This is a genomic window from Nonomuraea sp. NPDC005730 (genome assembly GCF_040630865.1).
GTDB lineage: Bacteria > Actinomycetota > Actinomycetes > Streptosporangiales > Streptosporangiaceae > Nonomuraea.
On record NZ_JBEXYK010000001.1, the window covers coordinates 143,281 to 165,973 of the forward strand.

Genomic DNA, 22,693 nt, shown 5'->3' on the forward strand with positions numbered 1-22,693 from the left:
AGTGGAGGGATACGTCCATGGCTGAAGACGTCAAGCGAGCCGAGCCCTTCCAGATCACCATCCCGGCGGTGCGCACCGGGCCGGTCATCGGCGTGGGCCTGCTGATCGTGCTGATCTCGCTGGTGTTCCGGGCGAGCCTGCTCAGCAAGGCCTACTTCGTCGAGGACGACTTCCTCTTCGTGGCCGGGGCCGGCGACAGCGGGCCGACCTGGGAGTACCTGATGAGGGTGCACAAAGGGCACCTCATGCCGGGCGCGCTCGGGCTGGTGTGGCTGCTCACGTCGGTCGCGCCGTACAGCTGGGCGCTGGTGTCGTTCGTGACCGTCGCGATCCAGGGGGCCGCCTCGGTCATGTTCCTGGTGCTGCTGCGGCGGCTGTTCGGCGACCGGGCGGCGGTGCTCGCCGCGCTGACCGTCTACGCGTTCGCGCCGCTCACCGTGCCCGCCATGAGCTGGTGGTCGGCCGCGCTCAATGCCGTGCCGCTGCAGCTCGCGCTGATCGCGGCGCTGGCCGCGCACGTCAGGTACGTACGCGAGGGCAAGGGCCGCTGGCGGGCCCTGGCCTGGACCGCCGTCGGGATGGCCTTCTCCACCAAGGGGGTGTTCATCCCGTTCGTGGTGCTCGGCGTCAGCAGCGCCTACCTCGGCCGGGGCCTGTGGGCCCGCGCCCTGCTCGCCGAGCTGCGCAGGCCCGTCTGGTGGGCGCACGGCCTGCTGCTGGCCGGGTACGCGCTGCTCTACTGGCTGCGCCGCGACACCGCCGGGGCCGACGCGCTGACCGGCCCGAAGGCCGAGGTGGTCCCGGGGCTGCTGCGCAGGCTGCTGGGCGAGACCTTCCCCACGGGGGCGGTCGGCGGCCCGCTGCGCTGGGGCGGCGTCACCTCGACCGGCGGGCTGGCCGACCCGGCCCCGGTGACCGTGGCCGTGGCGTGGGCGGTGCTAGCGGCGCTGGTCGTGGTCACCTGCGTGTACCGCAGGCGGGCCTGGCGGGCGTGGGCGATCCTGGCGGCCTACGTGGTGGTCGCCGACGCGGTGCCCACCGTGATCGCGCGGGCCACCGCCTGGGACCTGGTCGGCGCCGAGACCCGGTACGTCGCCGACGCCGCCGTGCTCTTCGCGCTCTGCCTGGCGCTGGCCGTCATGCCGGTGGAGGAGGAGCCCGACGCCTTACGCCGGCCGGTGCCGCCGAGCATGCCGGCCGTCGGCGGCGCGCTGACCGCCGTCTTCCTCGTCGTGTCGCTGATCTCGATCAACACCTTCGGCGACACGCTCACCGGCGACCGGGTCAGGACGTACCTGGACAACGCCAGGGCCTCGCTGGCCGCGGCGGCGGGGGAGGCCGACATCTACGCCCGTCCGGTGCCGCCGGGGATCGTCCTGCCGTGGAACGGGGAGCGCCGGATGACCTCGTACGTGCTGGCGCCGCTGGTCGACGCCGAGACCAGGGAGCGCATGCGCGACCCGCGGCCCTCGTCGGAGCCGTACGTGCTGGACGACACGGGCAAGCTCGTCCTGGTGGGGCGGGTGGTGCCGTTCTTCGACGCGGTCAAGGGGCGCAAGTGTTACCCGGCGGGCAAGGAGTTCCCGGTCGAGTCCTTCGGCGGGCCCGGCGTGGTGGTGGCCATGTCGTACGTCAGCCCGCGGCCCGTGCAGGTCGTGGTGGTGGTCGGCGAGGCGCAGCGGGCGGCCACGCTGCCCGCGACCGGCGCCATGGGCGCGCTGTTCTACGTGCCGCACGACGGGCCGGGCAAGGGCATGCGGATCACCGCGGCCGGGGCGCAGGGTCAGGCGTTCTGCCTCAGGGCGGTGGCCTTCGGCGAGCCGGGCCCGGCGGCGCGCTGAGGCACCAGGCGGATCAGCCGCCTGGCGGGCTCCTCCACGTAACGGTGGGTGAGCCCGGCCATGGTGACCGTGATGGCGGTGACGGCGACCAGGTTGACCAGGAGGTTGCCGGTCCACGGCCGCTGGCCGGTGAAGTCGTACCAGAGGTAGAGGATGACGAACTGCCACAGGAAGACGCCGTAGGAGATCTGGCCCAGGTAGCTCATCACCCGGCCGCCGAGCACCTCGTGCACCCGCGTGGGCCGTCCGGCCGCCAGCGCGGCCGGGGCGACCAGGCAGAAGGCGACGAGCGTGTAGAGGCCCTGCTCGGTGAACGCGGTCCAGATGCTGCCCAGGCCGACCGCGCGCGGCCCGGTGAGCGGCGTGGCGGCGATGAGGTAGGCCAGGCCCGCGATGACCCACAACGTGCCCCAGGAGGAGGCCAGCGCGGCGCTCAGCCGCCGTGCGCGGCCGTCCTCGGCCCTGGCCCAGACCGTCAGCACGGCCAGCGCCATGCCGGGCACGAAGAACGTCCAGGAGCGCGGCAGCCACACGTTCATCCAGGGCCGGTAGTCGGGGAAGTACTCGAAGACCGTGTACACGTAGGACAGCGCGCCGAAGACGGCCAGGCCGATGAGCAGCCGCCGTCCCCTGGTCCGCAGGTCGGGATCGCCGCGCAGGGCGAACCTGCGCAGCACCGCCGCCATCAGCGGGAGCGTGAGGTAGAAGGTCAGCTCGACCGCGAGGCTCCACATCTGGCCGAGCCCCTTGGGGCCGAGGCCGTACCACCAGGGGGTGATGTCGTAGGTGTGCACGAGGAACAACATCTGCGCCCACGTCCAGGGGTCGGCCCGGTGCGCGTCGCCCCACAGCAGCAGCGCCACGGCGACCACCAGCCAGTACGCCGGCATGATCCGGAAGAAGCGTTTCCACAGGTAGCGCCGCGTGTCCGGAGCTCGGTCGCCGAGCAGCACCTGCGCCGCCCACGGCCGGTACAGCAGCAGGCCGGAGAGCGTGAAGAAGATCGGCACGCCGATCTCGCCCCTGGACAGCACGCCGCCCAGGAACCCCGGGTCCAGCGCCGTCCCCGCCTCCATGGACACGTGGAACAGCAGGACGGCGAAGGCGGCCACGGCGCGCACGCCGTCGAGCGAGGTCTGGTGTCCTGAGACCACCGGCACCCCGCCCGAAGTAGAACCTGTTTCGGTCACGTTTCCGCATCCCTGGTGACGTCGGTCACTCGTCGCAATAACATACCGGCGAGTAGGTAGTTCGTTTCAGTACTTAACCACCCAAACAGGCGTCAGTGCACCTGCGCACATGGAGGGTCCATGAACCGGGTCGTCGTTGGCAGCGTCCTCATCGCCGTCGGGGCATTCCTCATCGTTCTGGCTCCCCTGGTACGTCTCCAGGTCGCGCCCGCCTTCATGGCCGCCAAGGGCGACCAGTACAGCATCAGCAAGCTGCACGCGACGGGCGCCCAGTACTTCAGCATCCCGGACGGCAAGGTGCTGACCGCCGACCTCGACATCATCGTGACCACCCGCGGTGACGTGAAGGAGGCCAACGACGACCGCGTCGTCTGGGACGAGTTCACCGCCGTCAACGACGTCACCAACAGCAAGCCGGGCATCAACTTCAGCGAGCGGCGCAGCGCCTTCGACAAGCGCTCCGGCGTCGGCCTCAACTGCTGCGGCGCCAGCATCGACAAGGCCCCGGTGCAGCTCCAGGGCCAGATCTACAAGTTCCCGTTCGACGTGGAGAAGAAGACCTACCAGGTCTTCAACGCCAGCGCGGGCAAGGCGTTCGACGCCAGGTTCGTCGGCGAGGAGCAGGTCAACGGGCTGGCCACGTACAAGTTCGAGCAGACCGTCCCCGAGACCAGGACGCAGACGCTGAACGCGCCCGCCGCCTGGTTCGGCATGGGCACCTCGGGCGACGTGCAGCTGAACCGGTTCTACTCCGGCACCGTCACCTACTGGATCGAGCCCACCACCGGCGCGCCCGTCAGGCAGGAGCAGGTGCGCAACGAGGTGCTCAAGAGCCAGGACGGCATCGAGCGCTCCAAGGCGTTCGTGGCCACCGCCAAGATGACCGACGACACGGTCAAGGGCCTGGTCGACAGCGCCTCCGAGGGCAAGAGCCAGATCAACCTGATCAGGACCACGCTGCCGATCGTGCTCGGCGTGGTCGGGGTCGTCCTGCTCCTGGGCGGCCTGCTGCTCGCCCTGCGCGGCCGCCGGTCCGCATGAGCCAGGGCGTGGTCGCCCGGCCCTGGTCGCCCGCGCCCGCGCTGGCCCTGGTCAGGGCGGCCCGGCCGCGCCAGTGGCTGAAGAACCTGCTCGTCCTGGCCGCCCCCATGGCGGCCGGGGTGCTCGGGCAGCCGGGCCGCCTGCTCGCGGCGCTGCTCGTCCTGGCCGCCTTCTGCCTGGCCGCCAGCGGCTCCTACCTGCTGAACGACGCCTCCGACGTGGAGGCCGACCGGCTGCACCCGCGCAAGCGCCGCCGGGCCGTCGCCTCCGGCGCGGTGTCGGTGCGCACGGCCCGGGTGGCGGGCGTCGTCCTGCTGGTCCTCGGGCCCGCGGTCGCCGCGCTCACCGGCGGCTGGCAGTCGCCCGCGGTCGTCGCCGGGTACGTAGCCCTGACCCTGGCCTACACGACCTGGCTCAAGCACCAGGAGGTCGTGGACCTCATCGCGGTCGCCGGATGCCACGTGATCAGGGCCTACGCCGGCGCCGTCGCCGTCGGGGTGCCGGTGACCGGCTGGTTCCTCGTGGTCGTCTCGCTGGCCGCGCTGCAGCTCGTGGCCGGCAAGCGCGAGGCCGAGCTGCGATCGCGGGGCGTGTCGGGGACGCGGGCCACGCTCGCCGCCTACCCGGCCGCGTACCTGACGCACGTGCGGATCATGGCGTCCGGGGCGATGATCGTCACGTACTGCCTGTGGGCGCTGAACGCGCACGAGAACGTGTTCTACGGGCTGAGCATCGTCCCGTTCCTGCTCCTGGTGCTCCGGCACAACCTGCTCGTCGAGCGGGGCAGCGGCGAGGAGCCCGAGGAGCTGGTGATCCGCGACCGGCCCACCCTCGTCTTCGCCGCCGCGCTGGTCGTCCTGGTGGGGCTGGGGATCTACGCGTGAGCACGTTCCTCACCGGCTGGGGCCGCACCTCGCCCACCCCCGCCGTGCTGCGGCGCCCGCGCTCCCTGGCCGAGCTGCGCGACCTGGTGGTGGCCGCGCCGGGCCGCGGTGTCGTCGCCCGCGGGCTCGGCCGCTCGTACGGCGACGCCGCCCAGAACGCCGGCGGCCTCGTCCTCGACTGCACCGGCCTGGACGCCTGGAGCTTCGACGAGCGCACCGGCGTCGTGACCGCGGCGGGCGGGGTCAGCCTGCACGAGGTGATGACGGCGCTGGTGCCCCGCGGCTGGTTCGTGCCCGTGAGCCCCGGGACCAGGCACGTCACGGTCGGCGGGGCCGTCGCGGCCGACGTGCACGGCAAGAACCACCACCGCGACTCCTCCTTCGGCGCGCACGTCCGCTCCCTCACCCTGGTGACCGCCGACGGCGCCGCCAGGGTGCTGCGCCCCGGTGACCCGCTCTTCCGGGCGACCCTCGGCGGCATGGGCCTGACCGGGGTGGTGGCCGAGGCGACGTTCGGCTGCGTGCCGGTCGAGACGGCCCGGATGCGGGTGGACGTACGGCGCACCGCCGACCTGGACGAGACGCTCGACGTCATGACCCGCACCGACGACCGCTACCGCTACACGGTGGCCTGGATCGACCTGCTGGCCCGCGGCCGCCGGATTGGCCGCAGCGTCCTGACCAGGGGCGACCACGCGCCCCGCGACGCGGACAAGCAGCCGCCGGTCTTCGCGCCGCGCGCCCGGCTGCACGCGCCGCCGTGGGTGCCGGACGGCCTGCTCAACGGGCTCAGCGTGCGGGCGTTCAACGAGGTCTGGTACCGCAGGGCGCCGCGGAGCGCGACGATCACGCAGGGCATCGCGCCGTTCTTCCACCCGCTCGACTTCGTCGAGGGCTGGAACCGGATGTACGGCTCGCGCGGCTTCGTGCAGTACCAGTTCGTGGTGCCGTTCGGCGCGGAGGAGACGTTGCGCGGCATCGTCGGGTCGTTGTCGGCGCACGGGACGGTGTCGTTCCTGACCGTGCTCAAGCGGTTCGGTCCCGGTTCGGGCGGGTTCCTGTCCTTCCCCGTGCCCGGCTGGACCCTGGCCCTGGACATCCCGGCCGGTCAGCGCGGCCTGAGCGGGCTCCTGCGCGGCTTCGACGAGCGCGTGGCGCAGGCCGGGGGACGGGTGTACCTGGCCAAGGACGCGCGGCTGCGCGCCGACATGATGGCGGCGATGTACCCCGAACTGGAACGATGGCGGAGCATCAGGGACGAGGCCGACCCGGAGGGCCTGTTCCGCTCGGACCTGTCCAGGAGACTACGACTGTGACCGACACTTCTGACGTGCGCCGTGCAGCCGCCGCTCCGGGGCGGAGGGCGGCGTGAGGAACGCGCTCGGGGCCGTGGACAGCGTGCTGTTGCTGGGCGGGCGGAGCGAGATCGGCCTGGAGATCGTCCGGCTGCTGGTCGGGCTGGGCGCGACCAGGGTCGTGCTGGCCGCCAGGGGCGAGCTCACGCCGCCCGCGGACCTCGCCGCCGAGGTGCACGTCCTGCCGTTCGACGCGCTGGACCTGGGGTCGCACGCCGCCGTCCTGGCCAGGGCCGGGCAGCTGGTGGGCGACCTCGACGTGGTGATCTCCGCGTTCGGCGTGCTCGGCAGCCAGGACGACTACGACGCCGACCCGGCCGCCGCCGCCGAGGCCGTCGCGGTGAACTACGGCGGCCACGTCTCGGTGGACCTGCACGCCGCCAGGGTCCTGCGCGAGCAGGGGCACGGCACCCTCGTGGTGCTCTCGTCGGTCGCCGGGGCCCGGGTGCGCAAGGCCAACTTCGTCTACGGCTCGGCCAAGGCCGGGCTCGACGGGTTCGCGCAGGGGCTCGGCGACGCGCTGCACGGATCGGGCGCGCGCGTGCTGATCGTCCGTCCGGGCTTCGTGATCGGCCGGATGACGAAGGGCCTGCCGCCGGCGCCGCTGTCCTCGACGCCCCGCCAGGTGGCCCTGGCCACCGTGCGCGCGCTGCGCGAGGGCGCGTCGTCCGTGTGGGTGCCGCGGGCGCTCGGCCCGGCGTTCGGCCTGCTGCGCCTGCTGCCCCGGCCGCTCTGGCGCCGGCTGCCGCGCTAGAACGCGTTCCAAGCCGGAAGCCGCCCGACAAAAGGTTCTAGAGTAGAACACGTTGCAGTTCGGTGGTGGCGCGGCTTATCGTCGGGCCATGCGGACACGGGTCACGGACATGTTCGGAATCGAGCTCCCGATCTTCGCCTTCAGCCACTGCAGGGACGTGGTCGCCGCGGTCAGCCGCGCGGGCGGCATGGGAGTGCTCGGCGCGCTCTACTTCACCCCGGAAGAGCTCGAAATGGAGCTCAAGTGGATCGACGACCACGTCGACGGCAAACCGTACGGGGTGGACGTGGTCATGCCCGCCTCCTACGAGGGCGCCGACTTCGCCCCCGAGGAGCTGGTCGGCCGTCTGCAGGCGATGATCCCCGAGGGGCACCGCGCGTTCGTCGAGAACCTGCTGGGCAGGCACGGCGTGCCGCACCTGTCGTCCGACGCCGACCCCGGCCGGGTCCTGCTCGGCTGGACCGACGCGACCGCGCGTCCCCAGGTCGAGGTCGCGCTGCGCCACCCCATCGCCCTCCTGGCCAACGCCCTCGGCCCGCCCCCGGCCGACGTCGTGGAGCTCGCCCACCGGCACGGCGTCAAGGTCGCCGCCCTCGCCTCGACCCCGCGGCACGCGCTCAAGCAGGTCGAGGTCGGCGTGGACGTCGTCGTCGCCCAGGGCACCGAGGCCGGCGGCCACACCGGCGAGATCTCGACCATGGTGCTCATCCCGCAGGTGGTGGACGCCGTGGACGTCCCCGTCCTCGCGGCGGGCGGCATCGGGAACGGCCGGCAGATGGCGGCCGGCATGGCGCTGGGCGCGGAGGGCGTCTGGACCGGCTCCCTCTGGCTCACCGTCGAGGAGGCCGACACTCCCGAGATGGCCAGACGCCGCATCCTGGAGGCCACCTCGCGCGACACCGTGCGCTCCCGGAGCTGGACCGGCAAGCCCGCCCGCCTGCTCAGGAACGAGTGGACCGAGGCGTGGGAGTCGCAGGAGTCGCCGGGCACGCTGCCGATGCCGCTGCAGTTCATGCTCGTCTCGGACGCCCTGCGCCGGATCGGCCGCTCGGACGCCTCGGAGCTGGCCACGTTCCCCGCCGGGCAGGTCATCGGCCTCACCAACCAGGTGCGCTCGACGAAGGACGTGGTGTTCGGGCTCGTGGAGGAGTACGCGGAGGCCCTGGAACGCCTCGACCGCATCACCCGGGACTGATCGCCCGGCTGTTACCGCGGGGACGTGTCGGTCCTATACGTGCCGTACCACCTCGACGAGCACCAGCCTGATCTCGACGTGCCGCTGCCTCGGCGGCATGGCGCTGCGCTTCCTGCTCGGCTACCGCCCCCGCGACGTGGCCGACCGCCTGGCCCTGCGCCCGCCGCCGGAGGACCGCGTGCTGCTCGTCGACGCCCGCGACCTCGACCCGTCCCGCCTGGCCGGCCTGCGGGACTGACTGCTTCCCGCAGGCCGCGGTTCTCCGTCGGCTCTCCGTCAGCCGAACATGCCGGGCACGTAGTCGCCCGCGGGCTGCTGGATGATGACGTTCACCCGGTTGAAGGTGTTGATCAGGGCGATCAGGCACACCAGCGCCGCGAGCTGCTCCTCGTCGTAGTGCTTGGCGGCGTTCGCCCAGACCTCGTCCGGGACGCCGCCGGCGGCGTCGGCGATGCGGGTGCCCTGCTCGGCCAGCTCCAGCGCGGCCCGCTCGGCCTCGGTGAACACCTTGGCCTCCCGCCAGGCGGCGACCAGGTTGAGCCGGATCTGGGTCTCCCCGGCGTGCGCGGCGTCCTTGGTGTGCATGTCGGTGCAGAAGCCGCAGCCGTTGATCTGGCTGGCCCGGATCTTCACCAGCTCCTGCGTGGCGTGCGGGAGGCTGGAGTCCACGATGACCTTGTTGGTGCTGATCAGGTGCTTCATAACCTTGGCCGCGACCGGGTTCTCGAAGAGGTTCAGACGGGCTTCCATGACGCGCTCCTTGTCGTCGTCGACTGCTTCCACCTCTCGGACGGGGCAGCCTGACCCGATGTGACAGGAACGGATGTGACGTGCGTCTCTCCGGCCGGGGTCGCTGGAAGGGGTCAGCGGCCTTCGTAGCGGGCCGGGCGCTTCTCGCGGAACGCGCGGGTGCCCTCCTTGGCGTCCTCCGAACCGATCACCGGCCAGCCCAGGTCGTCCGACACCTTCAGGGCCTCGGGCTCCGGCATGCCCAGGGTGTCCCGGTACGTCCGCAGGATGGCCTGGACCGCCAGGGGCCCGGAACCGGCGATGTCCGCCGCCAGTTCCCGGGCCGTCGCCAGCGCCCGCCCGTCCGGCACGACCCGGTTGACCAGCCCCATCGACAGGGCCTCGGCGGCGGTCACGGAACGGCCGGTGAGCAGCAGGTCCATGGCGTGGCAGTACGGGATCTGGCGGGGCAGCCGGACCGCGCAGCCGCCCATGGGGAACAGCGCACGTTTGGCCTCGAACAGCCCCAGGGTGGCCGATTCCGCCACCACCCGCAGGTCCGTCCCGACCAGCAGCTCCGTGCCGCCGGCGACCGCGTACCCCTCGACAGCGCTGATGATGGGCTTTGTCGGCAAGTCCTCCCTTAGAAGCCCTTTCCAGTGAAAATTCGGGATCTGGGCGGCTCTTGCTTGCACGTCTGGATCGGTCGAGGGTTGGCCCATGGCCTTGAGGTCGGCTCCGGCGCAGAACGTGCCCTCCGCCCCGGTCAGGATCGCGACCCGGATCGAGGGCTCGGCCGACGCGTACGCCCACGCCGAGGCCAGCCCGATCAGCATGTCCGAGGAGAGGGCGTTGCGGGCCTCCGGCCGGTTCATCGTGACGGTCAGGACGTGGCCGTCGCGTTCCACCCGGCAGTGCGGGGTGCTGATCGGCAGAAGCTCCATGTACGCCTCCCAAGTCCCAGAAGCTACTGAATCAAGCGCTTGCTACGAACTTTACCCGCGGGATACGCTCCCCACAGCAAACGAGAACAAGTTCCTGTTTTGCTACGCCTGAGCTGAGGAGATCAGATGGGCACGCTCGGTTTCTGGAGGCTGGCGCAGGCGGATCCCGAGTGGATCGCGGCCGTCGACCCCGACGGCACGGAGCACCGCGCGGGTGACCTCCTGGCCCGTTCGAACCGCCTCGTCCACGGGTTACGCGAGCTCGGCCTGGAGCCGGGCGACGGAATCTGCGGCCTGGTCCCGAACGGCGCGGACGGCCTCGTCCTCTATCTGGCCGCGCTCCAGGCCGGCTGGTACTACACGCCGATCAACTGGCACCTCACCGGCCCGGAGATCGGCTACATCGTGTCCGACAGCGAGGCCAAGGCGTTCTTCGTCCACCCCCGCTTCCTCCAGGAGGGCGCCAGGGGAGCCGAGGCGATCGAGCCGCACCGCCGCTTCCTCCTCGGGGACGGCGGGCAGGACGGCTTCCGCCCGGCGAGCGAGCTGACCGCCGGGCAACCGGACACCGCGCCGCCCGGCCGCACGGCCGGCGCCACCATGCACTACACCTCGGGGACCACCGGCCGGCCCAAGGGCGTCAGACGCACGCTGAGCGGCCTCGACCCCGACGACGGCGCCGAGCTGATGACCTTCCTGCTCGGCCTGTTCGGCATCACGTCCGGGCCGCCCAACGCGCACCTGGTCACCTCGCCCAGCTACCACACGGCCGTCACCCAGTTCGGCGGCAGCGCCCTGCACATGGGCCACACCCTCGTCTACATGGACAGATGGGACGCCGAGGAGACGCTCCGGCTGTGCGAGCGCTACCGCGTCACCAACTCGCACCTGGTCCCCACGCACTTCAAGCGCCTGCTTGCGCTCCCCGAGGCCACCAGGGCCAAGTACGACCTGTCCTCGCTCAGGTGGATGATCCACGCCGCCGCCCCCTGCCCGGTCCCGGTCAAATGGGCGATGCTCGAGTGGTGGGGTGACTGCATCTACGAGTACTACGCGGCCACCGAGGGCGGCGGCACCCTGGCCACACCCGAGGGCTGGAAGGCGCATCCGGGCACGGTCGGCTCCGCCTGGCCGATCAGCGAGCTGCTGATCGCGGACGACCAGGGCGAACCCGTGCCGACCGGCACCCCCGGGACGATCTACATGAAGATGATGGGCGTGCCCTTCGAGTACAAGGGCGACCCCGCAAAGACCGCCGCGAACCGGCTCAAGGACTACTTCACGGTCGGCGACATCGGATACCTGGACGAGGACGGCTTCCTCTTCCTCTGCGACCGCAAGGCCGACATGATCATCTCCGGCGGGACGAACATCTACCCGGCCGAGATCGAGAACGAGCTCATGATCCACCCCAAGGTCGCGGACGTGGCCGTGTTCGGCATCCCGGACGACGACTGGGGCGAGCAGATCAAGGCCGTCGTCGAGCCCGCTCCGGGCGTCGCGCCGGGGCCCGAGCTCGCGGCCGAGCTGATCGCCTCGCTGGAGGGCCGCCTGGCCCGGATGAAGTGGCCCAAGAGCGTCGACTTCATCGCGGAGATGCCCCGCGAGCCCAACGGCAAGCTGCTCAAGCGCAAGCTCCGCGCACCGTACTGGGAGGGTCACGACCGTGCCATCTGACGATCCGCTGGTCGCCCAGCACGTCCTGGAGTTCCCCGGCGGCTACACCCGGACGACCGGGCCGGTGATCGGGCGCTTCCTCACCGAGCTACGCGGCCGCCGCATCGTCGGAGTGCGCACGAAAGAGGGCAAGGTGCTCGTGCCGCCCCTCGAGTACGACCCCGCCACCGGCGACCCCGTCACCTCCGAGTACGTCGAGGTCGGCCCGGCCGGCACGGTGACCTCCTGGGCCTGGGTGCCCGAACCCCTGGCGAACCACCCGCTCGAACGGCCCTTCGCCTGGGCCACGATCCTGCTGGACGGCGCCGACACCGCGCTCGTGCACGCCGTCGCCGCCGACGGCCCCAAGGCGTTGTCGAAGGGCTCCCGGGTCTGGCCGGTGTGGCGCGACCGGCCCACGGGCCACATCACCGACATCTCCCACTTCGCGCCCGAGGTCACGAAGATCGTGTGCAACGTGCGGGCGGAGTACCGCCTCCAGGCGGGCGGCTCGCTCCGCGTCTTCCTGGAGGGCGTCGAGCGCGGGGTCTTCCTCGGCGGACGTTGCGAGCGGTGCGACCAGGTGTACGTGCCGTACCGGATGTCCTGCCCCCAGTGCGGAGGTCTCATCCCGGAGACGCTCGAACTGCCTGACACCGGGACGATCACCACGTTCGCCATCAACAACCTGCCGGATCCGCGTGCGCCGGAAGTGCCGTTCGTCTCCGCCTACATCCTGCTCGACAACGCCGACATCCCCATGATCGCCCTGATCGGCGACGTACCCGCGCACGAGGTGCGCCAGGGCATGCGGGTCAGGGCCGTCTGGGCCCCCGAGGAGGAGCGGAGCAAGTCCATGGCGAACATCCGCTGGTTCGCCCCCACCGGCGAGCCCGACGTGGAGCTGTCATGAGAGAGGTCGCGATCGTCGCGTTCGCGCAGACCGTCCACACCGACCACGACACCGGGCTCACCGAGCCCGAGCTGATCCTGCCCGTGATCAGCGAGGTCAAGGAGCGGACCGGGCTGACCAGGTTCGGCTTCACCTGCTCGGGGAGCTGCGACTACCTGGCCGGGGCGCCGTTCTCGTTCGTCAGCGCCCTGGACGCGCTCGGCGCCTGGCCACCCGTCTCCGAGAGCCACGTCGAGATGGACGGCGCCTGGGCCCTGTACGAGGCGTGGGTCCGCCTCCAGCACGGCGACATCGACTCCGCCCTGGTCTACGGCTTCGGCAAGTCGTCGCTCGGCGACCTGCGCACCCTCATGACCCTCCAGCTCGACCCCTACTACCTGGAACCCCTCGGCCTCGACCAGCTCTCCCTGGCCGCACTCCAGGCGAACGCGCTCGACGCGGACAGGAAGCGGCTCGACGAGGTCGTCCGCAGGTCCAGGGCGGACGGCAGGAGCAACCCGTACGCGCTCGACCTGCCCGAACCGGATGGCGAGGAGGTCGCGGTCGAACCCCTCAGGAAGACGGACGTGCCTCCCGTCACGGACGGCGCGGCGGCGATCGTGCTGGCCACGGCGGAACTGGCCGGACGGCTCACCAGCCGCCCCGCGTTCGTCAAGGGCATCGCCCACCGCATCGAGCCCCACTACCTGGGCATGCGGGACCTGGCCAGGTCGGCCTCCGCGGCCGACGCCGCACGGGCCGCCGGGGTCGGCAAGGGCCCGGTCGAGGTGGCCGAGCTGCACGCCCAGTTCCCGCACGAGGAGCTCATCCTGCGCGAGGCGCTCGAACTGGGCGGCGACACGGTGATCAACCCGTCCGGCGGCCCGCTCGCCGCCAACCCCGTCATGGCCACGGGGCTCATCCGCATCGGCGAGGCCGCGCGGCACATCCTCGACGGCGGGGCGAGCCGCACCGTCGGGCACGCCGCCGGCGGCCCCTGCCTGCAGCACAACCTCGTCACGGTCCTGGAGGCGTGAATCATGGGCAACCGGTGCGCGGTGATCGGGGTCGGGCAGACGCACTACACCACCAAGCGCAGGGACGTCTCCATCGCGGGCCTGGTCCGCGAGGCGGCGCTGCGGGCCCTGGAGGACGCCGGGCTGACGTTCAAGGACATCGACGCCGTCGTGGTCGGCAAGGCGCCCGACCTGTTCGAGGGCGTGATGATGCCCGAGGCGTACCTCGCCGACGCGCTCGGCGCGGCGGGCAAGCCGATGATGCGGGTGCACACCGCCGGCAGCGTCGGCGGCTCGACGGCGCTGGTCGGCGCGAGCCTGATCCAGGGCGGCGTGCACGAGCGGGTGCTCGTGGTGGCCTTCGAGAAGCAGTCGGAGTCCAACGCCACCTGGGCGCTGTCCACGCACCTGCCCTTCAGCGCGTCGCTCGTGGTCGGCGCGGGCGGCTACTTCGCGCCGCACATCCGCGAGTACATGCGCAGGTCCGGCGCGCCCGGCCACATCGGCACGCTGGTCGCCGTCAAGGACCGGCTCAACGCCCTGAAGAACCCCTACGCCCACCTCAGGATCCCCGGCATCGACCAGAAGATGGTCGAGTCCACGCCGATGCTCTGGGAGCCGATCCGCTACCTGGAGACCTGCCCGTCCAGCGACGGCGCGTGCGCGATGGTCCTGGCCGCCGAGCACAAGGTCACCGGCACCCCCGCCTGGGTGCACGGCACCGCCATGCGCTCGGAGCCCATCTTCCGGGCCGGCCGCGACACCGTCAGCCCCCAGGGCGGCAAGGACTGCGCCGCCGACGTCTACCGCCAGGCCGGCGTCACCGACCCGCGCCGCCAGATCGACGTGGCCGAGGTGTACGTGCCCTTCTCCTGGTACGAGCCGATGTGGCTGGAGAACCTGGGATTCGCGGCGGAAGGCGAGGGCTGGAAGCTGACCGAATCCGGCGCCACGGCCCTCGACGGCGACATCCCGTGGAACGCCTCCGGAGGCGTGCTGTCGAGCAACCCCATCGGGGCCTCGGGGCTGATCAGGTTCGCCGAGGCCGCGCTCCAGGTGCGCGGCCAGGCCGGCGAGCACCAGGTGGACGGCGCCCGCACGGCGCTCGGCCACGCCTACGGCGGCGGAGCCCAGTTCTTCGCGATGTGGATCGTCGGACGGGAGAGACCCTGATGGAGTTCAACCACGCGGACCTGTTCGAGGCGCTCGCCGACGCGATCGGGGACCGCACCGCCGTCATCTGCGGCGACCGTCGGCGCACCTACGCCGAGCTGGACGCCGAGGCCAACCGGCTCGCCCACTACCTCGCCGACCTGGGCGTGCGGCCGGGCCAGCACGTCGGGCTGCACCTGTACAACGGCGTGGAGTACCTGGCCGGGCTGCTGGCCGCGCTCAAGATCCGGGCCGTGCCGATCAACGTCAACTACCGGTACGTCGAGGCCGAGCTGCTCTACCTCTACCAGGACGCCGACCTGCGCGCGCTGGTCTACGACGTCGAGTTCGACCCCCGCGTGGCCGCCGTCGTGCACCAGGCGCCGCTGCTGGACCACCTGATCGCGGTCGGCGGCGAGTCGTCGATCGCCTCGGCGGTGCCGTACGAGGCGGCGCTGGAGCGCGGTGATCCGGAACGCGGCTTCGCCCCGCGCACCGGCCAGGACGTCTACATCATCTACACCGGCGGCACCACCGGCATGCCCAAGGGCGCGATGTGGCACGTCGAGGACCTGTTCATGGCCTTCGGCGGCGGCAACCCGTACGGCGACCCGCGCACCACGCCGCAGGAGGTCATAGACGAGGCCGTCAAGGCCGCCCCCATGATCATGATGGCCACCTCGCCGCTCATGCACGGCGCCGCGCAGATGGCCACCTTCATCAGCTGGTGGGCGGGCGGGACGATGGTGCTCGTCCCCAAGTTCGACGCCGGCGAGGTGTGGCGGGCGGTCGAGCGCGAGCGCGTGCTCACCATGAGCATCACGGGCGACGCCATGGCCAGGCCGCTGGCCGAGGCGCTGGAGACGGGCACGTACGACCTGTCGTCGCTGTTCGTCGTCAGCTCGACCGGCGCGATCCTGAGCGGCGCGGTCCGCGACCGGCTCCAGAGCCTGCTGCCCGACGTCATGATCGTGGACAGCTTCGGCTCGACGGAGTCCGGCTACACCGCCTCCGCGCTGCCCGGCTCCACGCCCGAGACCGGGCTGCGCTACCAGCCCAACCCGTCGGCCAGGATCAGCGTCCTGGACGAGCGGGGACGTCCCGTTCCGCCGGGTTCAGGGCAGATGGGGACGGTGGCCAGGTCCGGGCGGGTGGCGTTCGGCTACTACAACGACCCGGACAAGTCGGCGCGCACGTTCGTCACCGACCCCGACGGCACCCGCTGGCTGCTCACCGGCGACCTGGCGACCGTGGACGCCGACGGCACCGTGCACGTGTTCGGCCGCGGCTCGCAGTGCATCAACACCGGCGGCGAGAAGGTGTTCCCGGAGGAGGTCGAGGCCGTGCTCAAGGGCCATCCGGCGGTGTTCGACGCGGTGGTGACCGGCGTGCCGGACGACCGGTGGGGGAGCAGGGTGGCGGCCGTGGTCGAGCCGCGTCCCGGCGTCGAGGTGACCGCCGCCGAGCTGGACGCCCACTGCCGGGCGTCGTTGTCGGGGTACAAGGTGCCGCGTTCGTACGCGTTCGTGAAGGAGATGGTCCGCTCGCCCGCCGGCAAGGCCGACTACCGCTGGGCCAGAGAAACCGCCGCGGCCGCCACCCCCTGACCACCCTTGCCGCGCCGCCCCGGGGGCTAGGTCCTGCGGAGTTCGGCCTCCACCTGGGCCGCCTCCTCGCGCCTGCCGGACTTCTCCAGCAGCCGCAGCCGGCCGCGCAGCACGTCGCGCAGCAGCTCGGTGAGCTCGCCGTTCGCGCCGGTGCCGCCGGCGGTCAGGAGGCCGCGCAGCAGGCCGTGCGCGACCCGGAGCGCGGTGTCGGCCGCATCGTCCCTGCCCAGCTCCTGCTGGCAGAAGCCGAGCCGGGCGTGGGCGACGGCGGCGGCCGGCTCGTCGCCGATGACCTGGGCGCCGCGATGGAAGACCAGGCTCGCCTCCAGCGCCCGGCCCGACTCCATCAGCGCGTCGCCCAGCATGAGCATGGCGCGGGACAGGATGCCGCCGAGCAGGGGGTTCGCGGGGGCGTGGCGTTCGAGCGCGGCGACGGCCTCGCGCAGCGGCCCCACCGCCGCGTCCGGCTGCTCGCGCAGCCGGAGCGCGGCCGCCAGCGTCAGCCCGGCGCCCGCCCGGCTGACGTGCAGAGCCTCGGCGTTCATGCCCGTGGTCAGCAGCTCGTCGTAGATCGCGATGGCCTCGCGGGCCCGCTGCTCGGCCTCCGCCGCCGCGCCGGGCCGCAGCAGGGGCAGCAGCTCCGAGCTCTGCGCGAGCGAATCGGCCAGGATCGCCCGGTACGTCAGCTCGCCCGGCGCCCGCCTGGCCAGCCGGATCAGCTCCTCGGCCAGCGCAGCCGCCTCCCGCGCCTCGCCCAGCATCATGTGGCACCTGACCAGGCGCTGGGTGGCCAGGGCATGCCTGAGCGTGCGCGGCGGAAGGCCGGTGACGGCGATCCTGGCGTACTCGGCGGCCTCCTCGGGACGCCCGGCGGCCAGCAGGTCGTCGGCGACCGTCCCGGCCACCTCGGCCGCCGCCGCGGGCCGGGCCAGCCGGACGTGCAGACGCATGGCCTCCACCAGGTGGGCCAGCGCCTCCTGCGTCCTGCCGGACGCGCGCAGCACCTGCCCGCGCACCTGGATCGCCTGCGCGCGCACGCCGAGCAGCCCGGCCTCGCCGCCCCGCGCCTCCGCGGCGCGTTCCTGCTCGGCCAGCGACCAGGTCACCGCCTCCAGCGCGGCCTGCGGGCGGTCGAGAACGGCCAGAGCGGCGCCGAGCTGGGCGTACGTGACAGCGGCGACGGCGGGCTCGTCCAGCTCGTCGCAGAGGTCGGCGGCGCGTTCCGAGTGGGCCAGCGCCTCCACCGGCCGACCGGCCTCCAACAGCCTGACCGCGTACCTGTTCAGCGTCTCGGCCAGCGCCCTCCCGTCCTCGGACAACAGGTCCACGGCCTGCTCGAGGACGGCCAGGTCGGCGTCGCCCAGCGCGGCCAGCGCCAGGCCCAGGGAATGCCGGTGGCGGGCGTCGTACGCGGCCAGGCCCTTGTGGACGTGTACGGCCGGAGCCGCCGTCGCGCCGCTGAGCATGAGACAGCGGCCGAACCGCTCGTGCAGCGGCGCGTTCTCGCTGACCGGGGCCTCCCGCTCCAACGCCTCGGCGAACGCCGTCAGCAGCGGCAGCAGCCGGGCGGCCGTCCTGGGGGTGGCCGCGCGCAGATGGGCGGACAGCTCGTCCACGACCGTGGATAGCACGTCGGGGGTTGGCAGCGGGCGTACCCGGAGGATCTGGGCGTACAGGTCGGTTCCGGCGGACGGGCCGTGACCGGTCACGCGGAGCCGGGCCAGGCGGGCCAGCGCTCGTACGTGCACGCCGGCCAGGTCCCGGGTGAGCGGGCCCTCATCGGACATCAGGGCGATGCCCTTGGCCAGCTCGGCGGCGGCGAGGTCGCGTTCGGCCAGGTCGGCGTGGCACAGACCGCTGAGCTCCAGGCAGGTGGCGGTGAGCAGACGGGTGCGCTCGGGCGGCTCGGGCACGAGGATGTCCAGCGCGCGGGTGACCGATTGGAGCGCTCCTGCCAGGTTCCCGGCGGCCAGCCGGAGGCCCGCGTGCAGACGCAGCGCCCCCGCGAGCACGACCGGGGGCTCCAGCCGCTCGGCCACCAGCCCCTCACACACCGCGACCAGCCGCTCCGCCTCGCCATCGGCGTCCTCCAGGCGGCCCGTGGCCTCCAGCGCCACGACCTCCAGGACGAGCAGCTTGGCCAACTCCTGCTGCACCACGAAACTGACCTCAGCCTGCGGCCCGCACGCCTCGATGGCACCCCGAAGGTACGGCACCGCCTCCCGATGACGCCCCAGCCCCACCAACGCCCGCCCGACCGCCCCCACCACCGCCCCACCAACGACCGCCCCACCCAACATCCCCCCGCCGACTCCAGCCCCCTCCGCACCCGCGCCGCCCGTGCCTGCGCCCCCCGTGCCTGCGCCCCCCGTGCCTGCGCCGCCCGTGACGGCTGCTTCTGTGCCGCTCGGCATGGCCTGAGGGTGGTTGAGTGCCGCGTGGCGTCGTAGCAGGTCGGCGGCCTGGGTCGAGAGGAGGAGCCCGTCGCGGGCGCGTCCCGTTTCGGCCCAGGCGCGTGCCAGTCCTGCCTGTGCGGCGGCGTACGCTTGCACCCGCTCGGCTTGCGGCGGGTTCGCGGCCTGCGGCCCGTTCGCGGTCGGTGGTCCGTCGGGGAGCTGCGGCCCTTCCACGGCCCCAGGCACTCCTGCCACCTGCGGCCCCTTCACGCCCGGCGACCCTCCCACGCCTCCAGGCTCACCGGCGCCCTGCGGCTCTCCTGCGGCGCCAGGCCCACCGGCGCCCTGCGGCTCTCCTGCGACGCCAGGCGCTGCCGCGACCTGCGGTCCTTCCAGGGCCACAGGGCCGTTCGCGATCACAGGCCCGTCAGCGGACTCCAGGGCGGTGCGGCGTTCGGCGAGGGTTCGTTCGGCTCTGGCCACGTCGGGTGGCGGGGTGATCAGGGTTGTCATCCAGGGCTGTTCGGGTTCTCCGGCGGCGGCGGGGTCGGTCATGGACTCCTGCCAGGCTCGGATCTCCTCCCGATGTCGCCGGTAGGACGCGTCTTCGGTGCTCAGGGCGTCGTACAGACCGGCCGCTGCCTCCAAGTGGGCTCGGGCGTCGGCGGAGCGGTCGAGTTCGGCCAGGCAGAGGGCGAGCAGGTGCCTGGAGCGGGCCCTGGCGGCCGTGTGCCGTACGTCCAGTTCGGCGGCGAGGATCGCGGCGTCCTGGAGCGGGTCGAGCGCCTCGCGGGGGCGCGCGTCGGTCAGCAGCAGTTCGCCCAGGTCGAGGAGCTGGGCGGTCAGGGCCGGGCGGTGCTCGTCGGGTTCGAGCGCGACCAACGAGCGCAGGTTCCGCACGGCCTCGGCGGCGAACCGTTCGGCCGGGTCCGGATCGTCCAGCTCCCGGTGGAGCCCGGCCAGCAGGCTCGCGGCCTCGGCCAGCATCAGCCGCAGGCCGGGCTCCTCGCCCGCCAGACCGCGCAGCCGTACGACGGCCTCTGCGGCGGGGGCGACGGCCTCGGCCGCCCTGCCGTGTTCACCGAGCCACCCGGCCAGCAGGCAGAGCCGCTGAGCCAGATCCCTGTCGGTCGGCGCCGCGCCCGCCACGGCGGCGGTGGCCGCCATGGCAAGACAGGCGGCCAACTCAGGCAACGCCCCGAGCCCGGGGGCGGGGTCGGCGAATGGCGGGACAGACGCGGGCGCCCGCCTGACGACGCCGGGCGGTCCTGAGCCGGGTGTGGTGGCCTGTTCGAGGCTGGGTGAGGGGGCTTGTCCGGTGGTGGGCGCGGGGGGAGTGGGGGTGGGGCCGGCTGGGGAGGTGTTTGCCGTGAGGACGTCGGCCAGGGCCGTGGCGATCTCGCCGGCACCGCCCGCCGCCGCGAACGCCTCCACCGCCTCGGCCGTCCGCCCCGAGTCCAGCAGCGCGCACGCCAGGTTGTGGTACGCCTGCCCAGCCCGTCCCGCGTACCGGGGGTCGTCCTCGGCCAGGATGCGGAACCGGGTCGCCGCCTCCTGGGCGGGCCTGAGCGCGCTGCCGGACTCGCCCGCGAGCAGCAGGCACGCCCCCAGGACGAACAGCGCCTCCGCCTGACCCGCCGCCTCCTCGTACGGAGGTGCGGCCGCGAAGATCTCCACGGCCTCGGCGGCGGCCACCACCGCCTCACCCACCCGGCCCACGGCCGACAACCGGGACGACAACCGGGCCAGCGCCCCCGCCAGCGCCGTCCGCCTGCCACCTGCACGGAAGTGCCGTACGGCCAGCTCGGCCAGCGTCACCTCAAGAGCCCGCAGCCCGAGCGGCGACTCAGCCAGGGAAGCGCCCCATGAATCCGCCCGGGAAGCCGCCCGGGAAGCCGCCCGGGAAGCCACCTGCGCATCCATGGGCGGCTCAGCCTGCGGTTCGCGGGGCAGCGCGGCCACCGCCGCGATCGTCGCCCGGTCGGCCGGCAGCCGCGTGAGCACGGCGTTGAGCAGGTCGCCGAGCCGGGTGGCGGGGTTCGCCGCCGCCTCCGCGACCAGCGCCCCGATCCTGGACGTCACCAGCGAACGCAGCGCCCGTCCCACCTCCGCCCGCTCCGCGCCCAGGCGGAGCACGTCGAGCAGGCGTGCCAGGTGCCCGGCCGTCCGCCGCTCGTGGTCGTGCACGGCCAGGACCAGCGCGTCCAGGTCGTCGGTCTCGGCGAGCGCCTGCTCGGCCACCAGGTCCGGCCCCAGCGGGCACAGCCGGTCGACGCCGGGGAAGACGCGTCCCAGCCAGTCGGCGACGACCGCCGCGGCCTGCGGGTCGCCGTGCAGGGCGGGCACGGCCGACAGCAGGCCGGGCAGCTCGGCGGGGGTGGGGGCGGTGAGCGTGAGCAGGGCGACGGACTGCCGGGCGGTGGTCTCGTCCACCTGGTCGCGGCCGGCGGGCCAGACGGTGGCCCACTGGTCGCGTTCGCGGTCGAGGAAGCGGCTGAGCAGCTCCTCGCCGACGGTCACCACCGCGCGCGTCCGGGTCCCGCTCCGGCCGCCGGGACGGAAGGCGTTCCAGGACGTCCCGGCGCGGGGCTCGGGCGCCGTCCGGTAGGGCGGGGCGCCGAGCCCGCCGCCCGGCAGGGCCCCCGGGGCGGTGGGCGCGGGCAGCACCTCCGACTCACCGCCGCGCAGCCGCAGCAGGGCCGCCAGGTGGACGCGGAGCGGCAGGCCGTACTCGGGGTCGTCCAGGCGCGGCGGCGTGGGAAGCGCGGCCCGGCTCGGCGCGAACGCCTTCATGGCCGTGAACGCGTGCTCGGTGCGCTCGTTCAGGGTGAGCGGATGCTGGTTGAGCTGCACGGTCGTGGTGTTGAGCCGGCGCAGCCGGCCACCCGTCGCCGTGTCCAGCCGCCGCCACCACTCCGCCTCGCCGGGCTCGCGGGCCAGCAGCAACACCCGTACGCGGGGGTTGTGCCCGTGCTTGGCCAGCCGCCGTACCAGCTCGCCCACCAGCGGAGCGGACGGCTCCGGCGACTCCACGACCACCAGCGAGGGCCGTACCGCCTCCAGCGACACCGCCGCGCGCCCGGACAGGGCGGCGAGCGCGGCGTCCATGGCCAGGAAACCGGCGTCCCAGCCCGCTTCCCGCAGTTCCTCGCACAGCTCCCCGGCCAGCCGGGTACGGCCCGTGCCGCTCCGCCCGGTCACCACCGCGACCGACAGCGCGGCGCGCTCCCCGGCCCAGGCCCGCAGGGCGGCGAGCTGCCCGTCCCGCCCGGAGTACGGCACCACGGCGTGCCGCGGCAGCAGCAGCCGCCAGTCCGGGCAGTCGGACGGCAACGGCTCCCGCGCCGGCAACAGCAGCCCGGACAGGACCACCCGCCCGTCACCGGCGGAAACGCCCTCCGGCGAACCCGGCGCAGCCCCGGTCAGCTCGCGGAACCGGTCGTCGCCCAGCAGCACGCCCACGGGCACCGCGTCGAGCCGTCCCCGGGCGTGCCCGGCAGCCGAGGCCGTGACGACGGCGGCGACCTGCCCGGCGGGCTCGGCCAGCAGCGCGGCCCCGGCCAGGCCAGCCCACACGTCCATGGGAGGCGGCGGGCCGGGCAGGTCCATGCCGAGCGTCCGCGACGCCGGGCCCGTGGGGGCGGTGGCGGTTCCGGACAGCACCCGGACGTCCCTGAACCCCGACCGCCGCCGCGCCTGCGGGAACCCCATGGCCAGGCACGGCACGCGTGCACCGGACAGGGCGGCCCACCGGACGTGGCCGATGCCCGGCACGTCGGCCCAGGGCGGTCCGGGCACCCGCAGCAGCGCCGCGCCGTGCCCGCGCCAGACCTGCTCGGCCGCCGCCCACCGGGACGACCAGGGCGGGCGCACCTGGCAGGGCGCGCCGGGGTCCACCAGGAGGGACGAGGTCAGCACAAGATCCGTGCCGATCACATGGCCGGTCCCGGTCACGCCGACCACGTCGTCGTGACCCGAGTAGACCTCGACGACTCGTTCGAGGCCGAGGCGGTGCGGTGGCGCGTCCATGGGTCCGCCTAG

The 22,693-nt window shown here is 73.2% G+C and carries 16 protein-coding genes; 12 read left to right on the plus strand and 4 right to left on the minus strand.

Annotated elements, in window-relative coordinates; genetic code table 11:
* Window positions 1-17: 17 nt before the first annotated feature.
* Window positions 18-1,841 (plus strand): hypothetical protein, encoded by a 1,824-nt coding sequence (locus ABZ444_RS00640; RefSeq protein WP_357990666.1) that lies wholly within the window; start codon window positions 18-20, stop codon window positions 1,839-1,841.
* Here ABZ444_RS00640 and ABZ444_RS00645 read toward each other — a convergent pair.
* On the minus strand, window positions 1,784-3,031 hold the full coding sequence (locus ABZ444_RS00645) for an acyltransferase (protein WP_357990669.1): 1,248 nt from the start codon (window positions 3,029-3,031) through the stop codon (window positions 1,784-1,786). The two genes, ABZ444_RS00640 and ABZ444_RS00645, sit on opposite strands and share 58 nt — an antisense overlap.
* A 120-nt stretch (window positions 3,032-3,151) precedes the next feature.
* Here ABZ444_RS00645 and ABZ444_RS00650 point away from each other — a divergent pair, with 120 nt between their 5' ends.
* The 6 genes from ABZ444_RS00650 to ABZ444_RS00675 all read left to right on the plus strand — a co-directional run bounded on the left by ABZ444_RS00650 (window position 3,152) and on the right by ABZ444_RS00675 (window position 8,498).
* Window positions 3,152-4,072, plus strand: coding sequence for a DUF3068 domain-containing protein (locus tag ABZ444_RS00650; protein ID WP_357970392.1), 921 nt, complete (start codon window positions 3,152-3,154; stop codon window positions 4,070-4,072).
* Window positions 4,069-4,956 (plus strand): decaprenyl-phosphate phosphoribosyltransferase, encoded by an 888-nt coding sequence (locus ABZ444_RS00655; RefSeq protein WP_357990672.1) that lies wholly within the window; start codon window positions 4,069-4,071, stop codon window positions 4,954-4,956. Before ABZ444_RS00650 ends, ABZ444_RS00655 begins: the two co-directional genes overlap by 4 nt.
* On the plus strand, window positions 4,953-6,272 hold the full coding sequence (locus ABZ444_RS00660; protein WP_357990675.1) for an FAD-binding oxidoreductase: 1,320 nt from the start codon (window positions 4,953-4,955) through the stop codon (window positions 6,270-6,272). The genes ABZ444_RS00655 and ABZ444_RS00660 overlap by 4 nt, the downstream gene beginning before the upstream one ends.
* A 52-nt stretch (window positions 6,273-6,324) precedes the next feature.
* Window positions 6,325-7,065: an SDR family NAD(P)-dependent oxidoreductase gene (locus ABZ444_RS00665; protein WP_357990677.1), complete on the plus strand. Its 741-nt coding sequence runs from the start codon at window positions 6,325-6,327 to the stop codon at window positions 7,063-7,065.
* Between the two features lie 88 nt (window positions 7,066-7,153).
* Window positions 7,154-8,260, plus strand: coding sequence for a nitronate monooxygenase family protein (locus tag ABZ444_RS00670; protein ID WP_357990680.1), 1,107 nt, complete (start codon window positions 7,154-7,156; stop codon window positions 8,258-8,260).
* A 97-nt stretch (window positions 8,261-8,357) separates the two neighbouring features.
* A complete protein-coding gene (locus ABZ444_RS00675) occupies window positions 8,358-8,498 on the plus strand; it encodes a hypothetical protein (RefSeq protein WP_357990683.1) in 141 nt (46 codons plus the stop codon).
* A 38-nt stretch (window positions 8,499-8,536) separates the two neighbouring features.
* Here ABZ444_RS00675 and ABZ444_RS00680 read toward each other — a convergent pair whose 3' ends face one another.
* Together ABZ444_RS00680 and ABZ444_RS00685 are read right to left on the minus strand one after the other, a co-directional pair.
* Complete coding sequence (locus ABZ444_RS00680; RefSeq protein ID WP_357990686.1) at window positions 8,537-9,010, minus strand: carboxymuconolactone decarboxylase family protein; 474 nt, start codon at window positions 9,008-9,010, stop codon at window positions 8,537-8,539.
* 113 nt (window positions 9,011-9,123) lie between these two features.
* A complete protein-coding gene (locus ABZ444_RS00685; RefSeq protein ID WP_357990689.1) occupies window positions 9,124-9,933 on the minus strand; it encodes a crotonase/enoyl-CoA hydratase family protein in 810 nt (269 codons plus the stop codon).
* A gap of 126 nt (window positions 9,934-10,059) precedes the next feature.
* Between ABZ444_RS00685 and ABZ444_RS00690 the strand changes: the two genes are divergently transcribed.
* The 5 genes from ABZ444_RS00690 to ABZ444_RS00710 are packed head-to-tail and all read left to right on the plus strand — an operon-like array spanning window position 10,060 to window position 16,256.
* Window positions 10,060-11,610 carry an acyl-CoA synthetase gene (locus ABZ444_RS00690; RefSeq protein WP_357990692.1) on the plus strand — a complete coding sequence of 517 codons (1,551 nt, stop codon included), beginning with the start codon at window positions 10,060-10,062 and terminating at the stop codon, window positions 11,608-11,610.
* Entirely contained in the window at window positions 11,600-12,502 is a 903-nt protein-coding gene (locus tag ABZ444_RS00695) for an OB-fold domain-containing protein (RefSeq protein ID WP_357990694.1), read from the plus strand. The genes ABZ444_RS00690 and ABZ444_RS00695 overlap by 11 nt, the downstream gene beginning before the upstream one ends.
* The gene (locus ABZ444_RS00700; RefSeq protein ID WP_357990697.1) at window positions 12,499-13,518 is read left to right on the plus strand and encodes a thiolase domain-containing protein; all 1,020 of its coding nucleotides are present in this window, start codon (window positions 12,499-12,501) and stop codon (window positions 13,516-13,518) included. Before ABZ444_RS00695 ends, ABZ444_RS00700 begins: the two co-directional genes overlap by 4 nt.
* Before the next feature lie 3 nt (window positions 13,519-13,521).
* Window positions 13,522-14,670, plus strand: coding sequence for a thiolase domain-containing protein (locus tag ABZ444_RS00705; protein ID WP_357990700.1), 1,149 nt, complete (start codon window positions 13,522-13,524; stop codon window positions 14,668-14,670).
* The gene (locus ABZ444_RS00710) at window positions 14,670-16,256 is read left to right on the plus strand and encodes an acyl-CoA synthetase (RefSeq protein WP_357990703.1); all 1,587 of its coding nucleotides are present in this window, start codon (window positions 14,670-14,672) and stop codon (window positions 16,254-16,256) included. Before ABZ444_RS00705 ends, ABZ444_RS00710 begins: the two co-directional genes overlap by 1 nt.
* A gap of 26 nt (window positions 16,257-16,282) precedes the next feature.
* Here ABZ444_RS00710 and ABZ444_RS00715 read toward each other — a convergent pair whose 3' ends face one another.
* Window positions 16,283-22,681: a tetratricopeptide repeat protein gene (locus ABZ444_RS00715; protein ID WP_357990706.1), complete on the minus strand. Its 6,399-nt coding sequence runs from the start codon at window positions 22,679-22,681 to the stop codon at window positions 16,283-16,285.
* Between the last annotated feature and the right edge of the window lie 12 nt (window positions 22,682-22,693).